A 16,473-nucleotide genomic window follows, 5' to 3' on the forward strand; every position below is an offset into this window, starting at 1 on the left:
TAATCACTATGATTAGAAACTCTTCTAACATAATTTTCGTTACGATTATTAGTATCAGATATTGATAATATGGGTTTATTAGTCCCAGAACTAAATGAGATACTTAAATATTGACCCCTGCTTATTCCGTTATATGCCTTAATCAACATGGCATCAAAAAAAGACTTAATTTCTCTATTACCTGCATTTGGTACTATTGGTATTGTACCTTGCCCAAATAGATTATTGTATGTAATAAACTCTGTTATATTACTTGGCACCCAAGAATATTGTATAGTTTGATAGTTCTGGTTTACTGGAACCATTACAAGATCATTTGGGTGGGCACTATTCCAAGCAATAACCTGATTTCTTATATATGATATTCCGCGATAATTAGTTGTATCAATGGCAATAGCAACTTTCTCATTATCTAAAAATTTATAAGCCGCATCAATATTTTTTTTCCAATTCCAAATATCTTCAGATGAAGCAACAATGAATGCTTCTGCGCTTTGTGTTTTTAATAGTATTTTCCCGTTATTTGCGATAATTGTATTGCCAAGTGGAGTACTTTGAAAATTAGGAGCTATGTTCAATATATCTCCTAAATTATCTATACTACCATAATTATCAATTTGTACCATTCCCAAACCCTTTGGAAAACCAAATGTTGGAAAGCCTGTCGCCCTTAACTGAGTAGTACCATTCTCATTAATCCATTTAACACCATAAGAAGTATTAAGATTATTTTCAGTCTCTTGAAAATTTAGAAATGGATAATCATCTCCAGTTCCTTCACCCGATCCAGATTCTTCCCTAATCAATCTTATAAAAAACCAAAATCTTTCCAAATAGCTTATTGTTTGGCCACCTTCAATTCTATCTCTGTTTAAATACCATATAACATCATCGTAACTTGGGTTTTCTCCTTGAATGTAAAAATTAAATCCATGTATTTCATTTTCATTCATTGGGATATTTTGAATTGGTCCAGGAACAAATTCAAGAATTCCCTTTCCACCTCGAATTTTAACACCAAAATCTATTTCTCTTGATTGTAAAGGATCGATTGCAATTGTATGGTCATCTTCATACGGAGTGCTTAATATTTCACCTTCTTCAGGAAAGTATTCTTGGTCTTTTCTATTGAGTCCAATAGTCTCTAATGTGCCATTTTCATTAATATCAAAACTTTCCTGAGGCCCATACTGTGAATCAGTTCTCGTAGAAAAATTTTCATATACAACTTTTAACCTCAATCTCACAGGAACATTTGAATTGTTATAAACAGTTATAGCAGGCATGATAGGGCTTCGATACTCATCCATAGTATCATCTGCTGTAGTATTAAGCATAATTGTAGAAATCCGACTGTGTTCTTTCCTTGTATTAAAAAGAATTGAAGTGTTGTCTCGGATATATTGTACTGTGATGTAATGTAGTTTTCTTAATCCTGTATCTGCAAACGCCCTAATATTGTTTGCCTTTAAAGCCCAATCATTGTCAACACTCACAAAAGCATTTCTAGCGATATCTTTAAAATTATTATAGGTGTGCAATTTGTCAATTATGCGAGTCGTGCCTATATTTAATGCATCATCCGCGATAGAAAAGGTTAATATACTCCCGTTATATTTAAATCCAATTGAAAGAAACATAGCACTAATATTTTGAACAACCTCTGCTGGTTGAAAGAAAATCGTTCCTGTTTGATCTTGAGTTTCATTAATAATCTGAATTAATAAATCCTTAAAAGCAGATGTAATTGAAGAGTTAACAAATTCACTTGCGCCAATAAGTAATTGAATTTCGGCTTCTTTAGGCAAAATAGATGGGCTGTTTTCTTCTAAAAACTCCACACCTGAATAACCGCTAGTGTCTGTTATCGCTATCATCTCAATTTATATTATTAATTAGCACTATTTTTTTTAATAGGTCATTTTCAAAAAAGAACCAGTGGTTACTTCCTCCATCTTCATCAGAAATTTCCTGTGTATCACATATTTTGGGATCAATATTGAAAGCTTTCTCAATCGTGGCTTTTAAATAACCAATTCTAATTGTGCCATCTTCTGTTTAGATTTTAAAAGGAGTCAAACCATTATTTATCCGTGTTTTTTACATTGGTGTTATTAACTCCGTTATTTTTTTGCATCCTCCTGCTATATAGGAATTTTCTAAATTTAGTTGAGCTTTCTCTGAGATAGGAATGAAAACAATATAACTACCTTCTTCAAAATCAATCTTTAATTCATAATTTAATCTGTCATCGAAACGACCCGTAATAAAAACCAACATAACTTCATTTTTTTTATTTTTTCCGGTTATTTGTAAAGCTATTGTTTCGTAAAATTGCTTGCCTTTTAATTTTATATTATTCTTATCATTTTGGAAAGAAATAAAATTTATTTTGTCATAACTCACACCTCTAATCTCCTCAGTATTCAATTTTAATTTTTCATTATTTTCTAAACTATTATTATCAATCCCATAAGCTGTAATGTCATAATGGCTTCTGTCATAGGTTAAATAGAAATTACCTCCATAGACTTGTGCCTTCACACCACAAGCCCCTCCTAAAAACCATATGAATAAAATTATTTTATAAACCTTGTATTGCATCTTCAATTATTTTTGTCATTTCAGTAATAAAAGTCACAGCTTCACTATAATCATTATTTACAGGTACAGCCAGAATAGGAACGTGTAAATGGCCTGAATTTAATGTTGTATTAAGATTTAGATAGTTTCTCATTACACAAACCCGATAGAAAATCTCATTAGATAAATAATTTGAACCAGAACCTTCAATAGCTATCTCTCCAACAGCAGGTCCAGGTAATTTAGTTATTCCTGATTCTGGGGGTGAATAGGGTAAAGATGATAAATTACTTAAATAGGATTGATTATATACAACTTTGGTATTCCCTAATGTTCCTGGTATCATTGAGGATAATGGCAAAGTGGATTCTAAAAATTCTGATAGTGAGGAGGAATCGATAACTTGAATGGTAGTATTATTTATTGGAAGATAGTATGTTGGTGCAATTCCGGAAACATTTAAATTGTCCGTCAATGTAGCTGATCTTTTTTTACCTGCAAATCTTTCTATATCAAACCTGTTTCGACCTTGACTAATAGTTATAATCATATCGACATATTGAATATGAGGATTAATATAATTCTCCACAAATCCTAAATCAAAATCTTTGAACCTGACTGGAAATATCATTGACTGTATTAAAGCATTATTTTTTATTTTTCCATGTAAAGCCAAAATAGCAATCCCGCTTGGATTCCATTGTTCTTCATTTGAGTCTAAATTAAACGGATCAAACCCAGTAATCAAAATCTTCTTGGCACCGGAAGGAGCATTGGAGAAATTAACACCTGTGTAGTTTCTACTTTTCTCTTCAAATAATGTAAGCATCTCATCAAGTTCAGAATTAACAATGACTTGAGAATTTGCATCAATATCCCCTAAAAAATAAGGGTGTTTTTTTAAGGCAACTTCCATTTTCAGACGTGCCCAATAAAGAGGTCTATCATCGGGGTTAGAATTGTTGGGAGGAGGTGCTTGAACCGTATCGACCGCATTGGTCCAAAGTAGAGATGCTGAATCTTTAATCAATGATTTTATTGCTCCTAATATATAGGTAGTAGAGGCATTGATATTATTTAAATTATCAATAAATTCATTTGCGACATATTTAATATCTGGTTGTTTTGCGATAAAATAATCTTCATATCTGATATTTCCAGATTGAAAATTTTCATAACCTATTTTCTCCTCATAATTGCGTACATACTCACTTCCTTTAATTTTAGTATCAGTATATAATACAATAGGTGTGGAAGGACTTGCCGAATGAACTTCTATTTCACCTGCATTTTCGACAAGACCTGTTAACTTGCACTCAAATTTGGAATAACTGACTCCATTATCATCAATAGCATTTTCTATATTTTCTATGGAAAGATATACTTTATAGTCTTCAGGAAATTCTTGCTGCTTTAACTGGAAAAGGGTTTGATATTGCTGGTTTGAAAGGGAAATAATAGTTACATCTTTGAATGTAAATTTTTCGATTTGTTTTTCAACTTCCTGTTCAATAAATTTTAAAAAACCATATTCTATACCTCCAATTAAAAAATTACTTCTTACTAATTTAACGGAATCTACAAGCTTATCCAGCTCTAATAAAAAGAGGCTATCAGTTGATCCCTCTAGACTGCTAAGAGTAATTTTGTCATCAATATTTGCCTTAATGTTTAAATTATATTTATTTGGATAAGCAATAAAAGTAAAAGAATTATTGTCTTTTGCAATGCCAATATTTGTGGTGTAATTGGAAGAGTTAATTCTTGCTTTATCAATAAAATTAGCGTCATAATATACTTTCAAATAACTTTTCCCCGTACTATCGTCAAATGGGATTACTAAATCAAAAAGCGGAAAAAGAGTGTCTAGATAAACCTCTTGATTCAAAGAATAACCTATTGGGTTTGGATTGTTTTCGAGTCTCAATTTTTTAAATACCCTTATTTGATAATAATTGGAGATTAATCTGTCTGAGGACTTTGGTACAATTAAATCTTCAATTCTAATAATATCCTCTTGAATAAGAGGAGTCAAAAATGAGTCAGTTCCCTCTGGAAATTCAAATCCCAATTTTTCTTTATATGCTTTTTTATAATAAAATAAGGGCGAGGTATTGTCCCCTGAAACAATAGCAAGTTTTATAATTTTTTCAGTATTTAAGGGGTCAAATTCACTATTTGGAGCTCCATCATTAATTATCAAACAAGGCCAATCAAAGTTTCTATAGTAATCTATATCTGTGAAAACATCTGTATTATCCAAGCTCCATTTAATGACATCATCATAATTTTCATAATAATTAAAGGAATCATTGGTTTCATTTCGAATATCAATATATATCTTGTTTTTATTAAAAAATTTGGAAATCACATCGGTATATAATTCATCCTCCACACGGTTTATAAAATCATTTCCATCATATACGATCAAGCCCAAGTTAAAGAATGAGCCGAAAAAAGCTGCTCCATCGATAAAACTGAGAATATCCTCTTTGTGATGCTTCCGCCTAAAAATATCTGCATTTGATGAATTGCCTGGGAGTGCAGTAAAGCTCAAAATAGAGTCCAATTCTCTAGCCAACTTAAATTTAGGTTCAAAACCTATTTTTTCGAATATAATCACTATACCAAAATCTCCACTTTTATCAAAATCCCCAATATAGTTTCCTGAATAAACTAACGGAAGTGTAACCGGATTGGTTGAATAGAATGCTTTATTTAGGCTATCGGTATTTTCTAATTTATATTCCTGCTCAGAGGCATTTGAGGCATAGATGAGACCTAAGGAAGTATCAGCCACAGGTTCCGAAGAGGGCATTGTTTCCCCCTCATTCTGATACCATAAGATTGCATTTTCGTGGATTATTCTTGTTAAGTCATTGTTGGTAGAGACGGCAACCTTAGTGCCATTTATAATGCTTTCCTTTTTAATTCCTTTATAGATAATATAATCGATTTTAGGAAGGTTTAAATCTGGTTGATTTGTAGGTTTTAAAACTATATTATATTTCTCGACCCCATCAATTTTTTGAACCAAAATTAATCCATCAGAAACTGCGAAAGCCTTTGGATCCACGCTTGCACTAGAAGTGAACATGTTGCCCAAACGAAATTGATTATCATCTATCGCCCCAAACTCCTGTCCTGAAGTTTGTGAATTTAGTTTTGAGGGTTCTGTGAAAAAATGAAAATCACTCATACGATATATGTTTAACGATTGATATGAATCAACAGTCTAAAGACTATATTATAAAACGAGATAAGAAAATATTTCCTTATCAATTTTTTGGTTGATAATAAGAAAGCTTCTGTCTTGACAAAAACTTATTAAGGGGGGAGTTATTTAGCTATACAAAATCAAATATGCTGATTTCGTACATTATAAAGAACCGAAATAAATCAATAAGTTGTATAACTCAGTACATAAAATAATTGTTAAATAAAAAACAATTTCAATTAAAATATTGAAAATCAATAAACTAAAATTTTTGTTATATGTCAAAAGACCCGGATAGTTACTAAGCATAGAGAATAATAGTCAATTGATATTGTATTAGGTAATTTCCCTACATTTGTAACAAACTAACTCTCCATCTCATTTTAATGTTTTAACCATAGATATCAATAATCTGTTGATAATAATCTCTATTGCTATGAATAAAAAATTACTAGTTGCTTTCTTTCTAATAAATATAAGTTTGAATGCACAAACCACTTTTGTCCCGGATGATATTTTTGAACAAGCATTAATAGATATGGGATATGACAATCCTCCTCTGAACAATTATGTGCCCACTGCCAATATTGAAAATATAACCACACTAAACCTTTCAAGCTTAAGTATTTTTGACCTAACAGGAATAGAGGATTTTAGTGCTCTTGAAATACTTTATGCTACGAACAATAATTTGACTAGCATAGATATATCACAGAATTTCAATTTGGAAAAAATTATTGTCAGCAATAACCTTTTAGCTTCATTGGATGTAAGTAACAATACATTGCTTGAGTATTTGATTTGCGAAAACAATTCAATTGGTTCAATAAATCTTTCACAGAATATTATATTAAAAGAGTTTTACTGTGGCCAAAATGATCTTTTTCAATTGGATGTATCAAATAATCCAGAATTACAAATTATTGATTGCTCAAGCAATGCATTAACTTCATTAGATACTTCAGCAAATAATAATTTGATAGCATTATATTGTTATGGTAATAATATAAGCAGTTTAAATGTCACACAAAATGCGGAATTGGAAATGCTTTATTGTTATGCAAATAATTTAATTGAGTTGGATGTTTCCCAAAATACGTATCTAAGATTTTTGTTAGCCCCATTTAACCAAATTTCTATTATAAATCTAACTAATAATATTAATTTGACACATTTAGATCTATCAGAGAATAATCTTAACTCAATTGATATTACAAACAATTTAAGCTTAGAATATCTCTACTTATTCTCCAATAATCTTTTGGAATTAGATGTCACTTTAAATAATCAATTGGAGGAGGTTGTCGTTTTCAACAATCAAATTGATTCTTTGGATTTTTCTAATGCATCCCAATTAATTTATCTAATGTGTGATACTAATAACTTGGAATCCCTGAATGTTAGAAATGGGAACAATACAAATATTTCTGGTTTTTTTGCTCAAAATAACCCAAATTTAGAATGTATAGAAGTGGACGATCCCCAATATAGCGAAGCAAATTGGACCGATGTGGATCCACAGGTAGTGTTTAGTGAGGATTGCAATCCACTCGCTATAATTGATAATGAAATTGACAATTTAACCATTTATCCCAATCCATTTAATGACAAAATATTTATAGAATACTCTGAAAATATTAAGATTATCCAGTTGTATGATATGTTAGGAAAGCTGGAGTTGGAAACCACACAAAAAATATTGGAATTAAATCATTTAGCGCAAGGAGTTTATATTCTAAAAGTTATTCACAAGAATGGTGCTTTTCAAAATTTTAAGATTATAAAAAATTAATGGAAGATATGGGAAGGATTTTTACAACTCTGGTATTTGTATTCTTAATTTGCAAAACTACTGCACAGACAACCTATGTACCTGATGATAATTTTGAACAAGCGCTCATTGACTTAGGGTACGATTCACCCCCTTTGGATAATTTTGTATTGACTGCAAATATTGAAAATGTGGTTATGCTAAATCTAAATGGAGCTGGAATTAATGATCTTACGGGAATTGAGGGTTTTGACGCTTTGGAGATTTTATATTGCAACGACAATAATTTATTGAGCATCAATGTTGGTCAAAATATCAACTTATTGGAGTTGTTTGTAAATCTTAATAATTTAACTGAATTAGATGTTGCTAATAATGGTGCGTTAAGAAAGCTATCGTGCAATTTTAATAATCTCCTTTCTTTAGATATGACCCAAAACCCAGATTTAAGATATTTAGCTTGTACAGAGAATAATTTGAGTTCTCTGGATGTTACAAATAATGCTCTCTTAGAAGAATTATATATTATTAATAATGAGATAACAGCGATTGATTTTTCACAGAATGTAGAGTTAATTTCTATTTTATTATCTCAAAACCAATTGAATGAATTGGATGTTTCCCATAATTCAAAATTAGAAATTTTAGGCTGCGATTTTAATTCCTTAAGTTCATTAGATATTTCACAAAATTTGAATCTAGAGCGAATGTCTTGTACAGGAAATGAAATCAATGTTCTTGATATTTCACTAAATAACAATTTGCAGTATTTGGATTTTAATTCAAATAATCTCTTAGCAATTGATGTAAGTAACAATCCTAATTTAATCTCGTTAAGATGTGGAAGTAATCAAATTTCAAGTCTTAATGTTTCACAAAATACAATGCTACAATATCTTGTTACGGACTATGGCGTCCTTGAGCAATTGGATGTATCGTTAAATCCAAACCTTAAACAACTGTCCTGCAGAGGAAATCAATTGGAATCACTAAATGTGAAAAACGGAAATAATACGAATTTCCAATATTTTAATGCACTGGAGAATCCTAGCCTAACTTGTATTGAGGTTGATGATGTAACTTATAGTGAGGCAAATTGGCCAGATGTAGATCCCCAAGCAGAATTCAGTGAAGATTGTAATCCGCTGGGTATAGTTGATAAAGAGATAGATATTGTGACTATTTATCCAAACCCTTTTAGTGACGAAATATATATGGAAACCGACCAAACATTTTCTTCTATTGAAATACGAAATGTTTTAGGGGTTATTGTGTATAGATCCAATGCGATTGTTAATTCAATCAATTTGACTGGTTTATCCCAAGGGGTTTATATTTTGAAAGTTACCTTTAAAAATAGGACAAGTCTCGTGACTCGAATTATAAAGAATTAAATTCAATTTTGATAAAATTAAGGTTAGGGCTTGAATTTTTTTAAAAAATTCACTGCATTATCCAGAGCATCATCTGCATCCTTGCGGATTAAATTTGCTTGATAATTTAAGGTCGTTTCCTACATATTTCTTCTCGGTTCAATTATTTTACTCTATAATTTAGATTGACCATTATATGGAAAATTCTTGTGTTTTTTCCGTGTTTGGAAGAGCCTACTTTAATTCCAGTTACGTTATATCCAAACCTTTTTGTTAGCTCTTTCCATTTGGTTTTTTTTAAGTCAAAATCCACGGGGTAAGATATATCCGGCAATACATCATCTTTATAGCTTATCCAGCTAGAATTAAAATTTTTATATTGTCTCTTGTCATAAATTAAGATTATGAAATTTTTTCGTTTATGATGATAATTAAAAATCTTTTTGATATGGCTCTCAGCGGTACGTCTATCTTTCCATATAAACGCTTCGCAAACAATTAAAGCATCGCTATTGGAATCACATACAATAATATCTCTCTCGCCAGGATTGTATTCTTTCTTATTAGCTGAAAAACCTCCTCTGGTTTGATCTTTGACCTGCCATCCCCATTGAGCTACTCTTGCCTCTAAAGCTAGTTGTACCAAATCATTGTATTTATCTTCTAACCCAACATCACGAACTGAGTTAATTTTATCAAGCATTTTGCTACTGGCTAGTGCCACTTCTTTAGTAATAAAACTTCCCAATTTATTTTCTGCATTTAATCTATCTGGGAATATTTGAATGAGGGTTTTGGGTTGGGATGCAAAGATTTCATTGAAGTTATTTTGAAGGAACTTAATATCTGTTTCATCATCAAGTTTAGCTTTTAACCTTCTAATAAATTTTGGAATCCTTCCAGCAGAGTCTTTGTGGTAATTGGTGGCTCTAAACAAAACTTTCTTTGCATCTTCTCGTAATTGATTCTTCAATAACATTTCTATTTTTAGCTCAACCATATCTTCTTTCATTTGATAAGGGAAAGGAATGGATAAGTAAAGTTTATCAAATTCAGTATTATCATCTAGATGATAATATGCCGTAAGTTGGTTTGTCCAGATGCTATCTTTAATGTTTTCTAAATAGGTTTCGGGTAAATTCGGTTCCATTTGTTTCCATTCATCAAGGGCTTCTTCAAAAAGTACATTTGTATGGGTTTTTGATGCCCAATTTACTTTAGCAGCGAAACGATTTAATGCAATGGTAGAATGTTCGGGAAACTGATGATGTAAATTGTCAAATATTTGATATGCCGATTCTGGATTTGTCTCAAAACGAATCAATCCTCTAAAGAATTGTTTGTAACTATCCACTTCAAATTCTTTATGTACTTTATAATAGGTATGTTCGGGGGCTTCAATGTTATCAAGGACAACTTCATTTTTATCATTATAAGCCAGCATTAACTCTACCAAGTAGGTTACCTTTTCTAAATCCTTCTTACCGTGAGTGGTCACATTCTTCTTCCAATAGTCCAAAGCTTCTTTTGTCTGTTTTACCAGTTTTTGATGATAGGTAAGCTTTGTAATGATTAACTCAATTTCTGGAATCCATCTTTTCGACTTTATGAATTCCGTGATTTTAGATTTCTTAATCTTTTTGATTAACTCTTTTTTCAGTCCTTCGGCTGTAATCCAATCTACTATTATAAGTAGCCTTGTTAAATCACTCGTTTTAGTAAGAACATTTATTATCTCTTTTTTATCTGTAAACCAATTGATGCTATTGGCTATTTGCGGGATCAATTCACTTATATTGGAACTTTTAAAACTACGTTCAAAAAATTCATCGAGAATATCTATTTTATTTTTTCCGTGCTGAATGGCGTTTTCCTTCAGAATATTCACAATTCCAGTTTCTAAACTGTTTTTAATCTTTTGGGTTTCCTTATTCAATCTGAAAAGATTTGGATTTTGATTGTTGATTGAATTTAAGGCAGATAGGTAAATAAATAAATGTGAGCGTAGTCGTTTTGCCGAATACCTGTTGAAATCGTCATAGATATCTTCTTCTGAATTAAATTCTATCAAGGGATTTAAAAATTTTGAAAACATATTATTCCGCTTTAAAAGAATAAAAGGAAAAATCCAATTGATATTTTCCAAGTGTTCATTATCCAAATACCAAGACGGAACTGCATCTTTTAATTTTAAACTAGGATAATCTGTTTTAGTAATAGAAACTTTTTCAATAGCGGACAGATATGTTTCTAAAAAAACTTCTGCAATTTGTTGGTCAATATTTTTTTCAAGTTTCTCTTTTATCAATTGGGAATTAATAGCAATCTGTGATAACCAACTTAAATAATTTAGCTTATTTAATGGTAAATGCCAAATGCCATTTGATAATTTTTGGGTGGGTTCATAGGAGTGGACACACTCTAAAAGTAATGTTAGGTGTTGTGAAATAATAGAGAGCCTTGCTTTTCTTGGATAACTGTTGACATCTTGAGAATATATCTCAATTGTGCTCAATAATATTTTTTCCCTTTCTTTTTCATCAGCAATACCTTGCTCATACCTTTCAATAGTTCTATAATTTTGTGTCAATTGAAACTTATCCCTGTTGATTTCCTTGAATAGTTGAAAAATTATTTCGGCGAACCTTCCTTTATCAAAATTATAAGTAGAAGTCATTTCATCAAAAATCAACTGAATTGCAATCTTTAGCATCTTCGTTCTTACTTGAGAGACAGTTTCATCTGTTAAAACTTCAATTTCCGTATTGTCTAATAATCTGAAGGATAAGCATGCTAAATTTTCCTCTATAAAAAGATATGGCAATCGGGTAAGACCTTTGGTTTTTAAAAAGCGGGCAGTTTTCCATAGCAGATATGGCTTGGAAAGACCTTCTAATAATAGTTGTTTTGTGATAGGGTAGTGCGGATATTGAAAATTATTTAAGTTATTATTTTTAGGATAATCGTTATCCAAGACGAGCAGCTCATTAACTAAATGGGATATATCTGCTCGACTTCCTTGCATATAGAATAGATTTCCGTTATAACTGTCTGAAATCTCAAGCATCTGGGTATAAAGCTCATAAATATCATCTGTGGATTTTAAATTGTCCTCGTTTGGTTTAATGTAGTAGTTCCAACTATTCCTAGAATGAATTTCATCTTCTAAAAACACCTTATCAAATTCCTGCTCAATGGAAGATAGGTCTGGTTCGTTTAAAACCATTTCCAACACAGCTTTTTTAAACCTGGTTTTTGCTTCCATCGAAAGATGTGAAGCAATGTCATGTCTATGGCCATCGTATTGCGAATAAGACAAGAATTTTAAAACCCGTTGAGTGTCGTTTTTAAAAGTCCTATCATCAATTAGTTTCTGCCAAATAATAGCTTTGATTGGACCCGCTAATTCAAAAATATAATTTGGATTTCCTGAACGTGTGGAGAAAACGTAACCTTTTGGCGTATCTGCGATTATCTTATTCTCAATTAAATTCTTACTATCTGGTGTTTTGGGATAGAGATCTTTGTGTTTTTTAAAAATTTTATTGAAGGCAGCCTTTTTAACTAAAATGGTATCCTTGTATTTTGTCTGCTTATATTCTAGAAGCTCATTAATAAATTTAAAAGTTGCCCAATAATCTAATAATTTCGTGTGGTATTCAATACCAGCAACTTTTATAATTAAATTATCTTTTTCTGCTTTAAAATATTGGGAATGGAATAGCCAATCTTTATCTAATTTAAGTTTATGGCTGGACTCGTAGGACTTAATTTGCTTATCAATTTCGTTAGATGTTGCCTCATCAATTTTTAATTTAGTTTTTAGATGCCTAATAAAAAGTAGTTCGTTGTACTTATCTTTTTTATCTTCATAATTCCTTCCCGTTTTTCTAACTAAACTGGGGATGTAAATATTTCCAAAAATATTACGAAGCCAAAATTTTGAAAGCAATTCTTCTAGGTCAATTGTTTCTTTATTTTGAACTTCGTATTCGGCAGTAAATTTATTTAGTTCTTTATCTGAAATATCAGGTCCGGAATAATCGCTTGCTATAATAAGGTTAGCAAAAAACAAGGATGAATTCCAGAGTTTCTCTGCATCTTCTATTGCAGAATTTCGATGGTTATAGAGTGGCTTTTTATAGTGCTGTAATAGCAGTTTTAACTTTTTTAGATTTTCTTCAATAATGTATTTCATTTATAGTTTAATGGCTATGCTTAAATAAGCTATAAAGTTACTATAAATGTTAATAAATAGGGCAAATACAGAATTTTGAAATTTCTGAAAATTAAAATTTACTGTGCTATCTAGGGTATCATCACTGTCTTTGTGGAGAAAGTTTGTAATTACTTTAATTAGTTTAGGGTTTAGGAAAATGACAATCCTTTAGAGGTTTCCCGCTCTTACAAGGACAGGGGTCATCTGGAGACATAAACATTTCCTTCACAACAAAATCAGCTTCCCCTTCAAATTTACCTTCTGTGCCAGATTCCGCAATTTTGAGAATTTCTTCTAATTCAGCTTCCTTCCTTTTTAATTCATCAGCGGATGGTTTAAGTTTTCTCGTAAGTTCCAAATTAAAGACTTTATCCCATATGAGATATGTTTCTGAATCTTTTACTGGCGGCTCATCAAATACATTCACTTCATCATTTACTGCTCTGAATTTTTGGAAATCATCTTTCAGTTCTTGTAATGTGACAAAAAAAGTATCAGCAGGTTGAACAGCGAAGAAAAGGTTTTTTAAAAATTTGTCATTCGTACTAAATACTCTCGCAAAAGGTGCGTAGAACAAGTATTCTAAATCCAAGAGATTCGTCAATCTTTTGCCACATAAAGAATTATTTATCCCAATATGGTAGAGGCAGACGACTTCATAACAATACATTGCATAACTTGCCAAGTTTTCTAAATTTGGATGAGATTCATTTTTCCATCGAGCTTGAATATTATCTCGTAAATTGGAATTTACTTTAAAGTAATCCATTACAAGATTCAATGTTTCTTCAGGTTCAAGTTCAACATATAGCCGTTCTTGTAATCTTTCTTTTAAAGCTTGAAATTTTTCTTCATTTGAAGGTTTGTGATCTTTTATTTTGATGTCTTTGAGATGGTCAAATTTTGCTTTGAATCCTTCAACTGCATTTTTATCCATGGATTCTGTCCTCCAAACTTCAGAAATGATTTCATCCATTGTATCAAACTCGCCTTTTTTCCAACGCTTTATCGATAATTCTTCTGGTGTTTCAACAAATGTCAGCCCTTTTTTGGTTGGGGTATTTATAGATTTTTTAGCGTTAAGAAAAGGTCTGTTATCAGCATTCGTAAATTCGCCAGTTAAGGATTTTTCAACCAGTACCCTAAAATCCATATTTACATAAGCATTGTAAGGGAACATTTTTTTAGCTAAGTCAGTAACTTGGTCTTTGGGTGCTTTCTTTCCTTTCTTTTCTTCTTTTGCAAGGTCGCCCAAAATTTCTGAAACCAACAGGGGTGTTATATTGACAATATAGTATTTATGAAGTTCGATTATATCTTCATAATTAAGACCTTGAAAAGTTGATTTATCTAGTACTATTGGTATTGACATAATTTTATTTTAAACCGAGATATTCCATATATTCATCGAAAGTAAACACTACATTTCTTGAATTGTTAGAAAGTGCGTTTTCAATCATTGCTTTATCAGATGTTACAAATATAATTTTTAAATTCCCAATTGAGTTTTGGCCAACGCAATACATCATTTATAAATCCCAAATAAAATTAACTCTATTTTCCTCATATAAGTTAAGCTCACTATTGACTGTATTTTCCTTAATCAAGGGGGAGTATAAGACTCTCTACTCTAATACTTACCTTGGCGCAGAAGAAGCAGAGATGTATACAGATGAGTTGATTAGAGCGATTATGAAAACTCCAACTATTTATTTTCATATAAAATTATACGCCCTCTGATGAACTAACGGTATTGGAATAACTTGCCAATTTAACTTTAAGCGCCAGCATATCATCGCTAACTTTTCTGTCTAAAATTTTAGCATAATGTTGCGTTGTCTTAAGAGATTTATGCCCCAACATTTTACTTACTGATTCTATGGGAACACCATTAGAGAGGGTTACAGTTGTTGCGAAAGTATGACGCGCTAAATGGAAGGTTAAATTTTTGTTGATTTTGCACAAATCTGCTATCTCTTTCAAATAGGCATTCATTTTTTGATTGCTTAGCACTGGCAATAGAAGTTGGTTTCTTTGAATTTCTGAATCTTCAGCGTACTTTTCTAAAATAGCTTCAGCTGTAGGCAAAATTGGAATATTGCTTCGTGTGTCGGTTTTTGATCTATTAATTTTTATCCATTTTCCACCATCAATACCGATTACAACATTATTTGCAGAGAGCTTTTTTACATCCGAGTAGGCTAAACCAGTAAAACAGCAGAATATAAAAATGTCTTTAACTTGATCCAGCCTTTCAGTGTGTAGTTCTTTTTCAACCATCGTCTGAATTTCCCCGACAGTTAAAAACTCTCTATCAACTATTTTAAGTCTAGCTTTCCAACTTGTAAATGGATCTTTGGAAATCCAATCGTTAGCAAACGCAATACGGATTATTTTTTTAAAATTAGTAATATACTTTATAGCAGTATTGTGTGAGCAATTCCGTATAGTTTTAAGATAATACTCAAATCCAGAAATAAATTTATGGTCAACATCTTTAACGGGGATGTCGCTTAACAAATATTCCAATTTTATATAATCCCTAACGTGCTTTAGGGCGGTTTTATAACGTTCTGCTGTACCAGCGGCAAAATCTTTACCAATTAGTTTTTCAACTTTATTATTGTGTTCTTGAAAAATCTCTAAAAGCATCTTGTGCTTAATAGTTTTCCCCAAGTAAGTATTTTTAATTTTTTGAGCCGTAACTAAAGTCTCTTTTTCCGATAGTTGCTCTTGAATTTTATTAATCTTGCTTCGTATTGAGGTCATATATTTGTTTAATTCACGAACATCTGAAGTGGTGCCTCTTATTTTTCCCGCATCAGAATTCCATTTAGTTAACAACACTTTACGCTTTATACTAAACTCGCTTCTCTTGCCATTTACAGTTATTCTTGCGTAAATAGGGGTGTTGCCGTTTCTATCTATATCATTTCCTCTTGGGTAAAATAGGATGGAGAATGTAGGTTGCATCGGTGCGTACTTTTTGCTATCCTTAAAGATACAAAAAATAATTATTCGAAAGCCACATAAAAGGTTATATAGCAACATTTAACAAATAATTCGGTGCGTAAATTCAACTAAAAATTTACACACCGAATCCCGCACTTTTTATTTGATATTAGATGATTTTGTTCGATATTGAAGAAAATGTAAAAACCCGATAAACATAATGTTTATCAGGTTTTGGTGAGATTTGATAATCTCTAAGCGGAGAAAGAGGGATTCGAACCCCCGGAGGTGTGACCCTCAACAGTTTTCAAGACTGCCGCATTCGACCACTCTGCCATTTCTCCAGTGGTATGCGTGC

Annotated in this window: 8 protein-coding genes and 1 tRNA gene; 2 read left to right on the forward strand and 7 right to left on the reverse strand. The window is 31.5% G+C overall.

Going from position 1 to position 16,473, the window contains the following annotated elements:
• The 3 genes from AEQU1_RS15355 to AEQU1_RS15365 form a co-directional block, all read right to left on the reverse strand.
• Window positions 1-1,877 (reverse strand): hypothetical protein (locus tag AEQU1_RS15355; RefSeq protein ID WP_146743766.1); only part of this gene is annotated, 1,877 nt, incomplete at its 3' end.
• Between the two features lie 223 nt (window positions 1,878-2,100).
• On the reverse strand, window positions 2,101-2,604 hold the full coding sequence (locus tag AEQU1_RS15360) for a hypothetical protein (protein WP_111882521.1): 504 nt from the start codon (window positions 2,602-2,604) through the stop codon (window positions 2,101-2,103).
• Window positions 2,585-5,782, reverse strand: a complete 3,198-nt coding sequence (locus AEQU1_RS15365) for a hypothetical protein (RefSeq protein WP_111882523.1) — start codon at window positions 5,780-5,782, stop codon at window positions 2,585-2,587. Before AEQU1_RS15365 ends, AEQU1_RS15360 begins: the two co-directional genes overlap by 20 nt.
• A 454-nt stretch (window positions 5,783-6,236) precedes the next feature.
• Between AEQU1_RS15365 and AEQU1_RS15370 the strand changes: the two genes are divergently transcribed.
• Together AEQU1_RS15370 and AEQU1_RS15375 are read left to right on the forward strand one after the other, a co-directional pair.
• Entirely contained in the window at window positions 6,237-7,592 is a 1,356-nt protein-coding gene (locus AEQU1_RS15370; protein WP_146743767.1) for a leucine-rich repeat domain-containing protein, read from the forward strand.
• Complete coding sequence (locus AEQU1_RS15375; RefSeq protein ID WP_111882526.1) at window positions 7,592-8,965, forward strand: T9SS type A sorting domain-containing protein; 1,374 nt, start codon at window positions 7,592-7,594, stop codon at window positions 8,963-8,965. The genes AEQU1_RS15370 and AEQU1_RS15375 overlap by 1 nt, the downstream gene beginning before the upstream one ends.
• Before the next feature lie 142 nt (window positions 8,966-9,107).
• Here AEQU1_RS15375 and AEQU1_RS15380 read toward each other — a convergent pair whose 3' ends face one another.
• The 4 genes from AEQU1_RS15380 to AEQU1_RS15395 form a co-directional block, all read right to left on the reverse strand.
• Entirely contained in the window at window positions 9,108-13,142 is a 4,035-nt protein-coding gene (locus tag AEQU1_RS15380) for a hypothetical protein (RefSeq protein WP_111882528.1), read from the reverse strand.
• A gap of 163 nt (window positions 13,143-13,305) precedes the next feature.
• Window positions 13,306-14,535: an SEC-C metal-binding domain-containing protein gene (locus AEQU1_RS15385; RefSeq protein WP_111882529.1), complete on the reverse strand. Its 1,230-nt coding sequence runs from the start codon at window positions 14,533-14,535 to the stop codon at window positions 13,306-13,308.
• Between the two features lie 353 nt (window positions 14,536-14,888).
• The gene (locus tag AEQU1_RS15390; RefSeq protein WP_111882531.1) at window positions 14,889-16,136 is read right to left on the reverse strand and encodes a site-specific integrase; all 1,248 of its coding nucleotides are present in this window, start codon (window positions 16,134-16,136) and stop codon (window positions 14,889-14,891) included.
• Between the two features lie 238 nt (window positions 16,137-16,374).
• Window positions 16,375-16,459: transfer RNA gene (locus AEQU1_RS15395), tRNA-Ser, on the reverse strand.
• Window positions 16,460-16,473: the final 14 nt, after the last annotated feature.

The organism is Aequorivita sp. CIP111184 (assembly GCF_900489465.1).
GTDB lineage: Bacteria > Bacteroidota > Bacteroidia > Flavobacteriales > Flavobacteriaceae > Aequorivita.

Excerpts from the sequence above, each read along its gene's own strand:
- AEQU1_RS15365 (WP_111882523.1), bottom strand. The coding sequence starts at position 5,782 with ATGAGTGATTTTCATTTTTTCACAGAACCCTCAAAACTAAATTCACAA.
- AEQU1_RS15380 (WP_111882528.1), bottom strand. The coding sequence starts at position 13,142 with ATGAAATACATTATTGAAGAAAATCTAAAAAAGTTAAAACTGCTATTA.
- AEQU1_RS15375 (WP_111882526.1), top strand. The coding sequence starts at position 7,592 with ATGGAAGATATGGGAAGGATTTTTACAACTCTGGTATTTGTATTCTTA.
- AEQU1_RS15390 (WP_111882531.1), bottom strand. The coding sequence starts at position 16,136 with ATGCAACCTACATTCTCCATCCTATTTTACCCAAGAGGAAATGATATA.
- AEQU1_RS15385 (WP_111882529.1), bottom strand. The coding sequence starts at position 14,535 with ATGTCAATACCAATAGTACTAGATAAATCAACTTTTCAAGGTCTTAAT.
- AEQU1_RS15370 (WP_146743767.1), top strand. The coding sequence starts at position 6,237 with ATGAATAAAAAATTACTAGTTGCTTTCTTTCTAATAAATATAAGTTTG.
- AEQU1_RS15360 (WP_111882521.1), bottom strand. The coding sequence starts at position 2,604 with ATGCAATACAAGGTTTATAAAATAATTTTATTCATATGGTTTTTAGGA.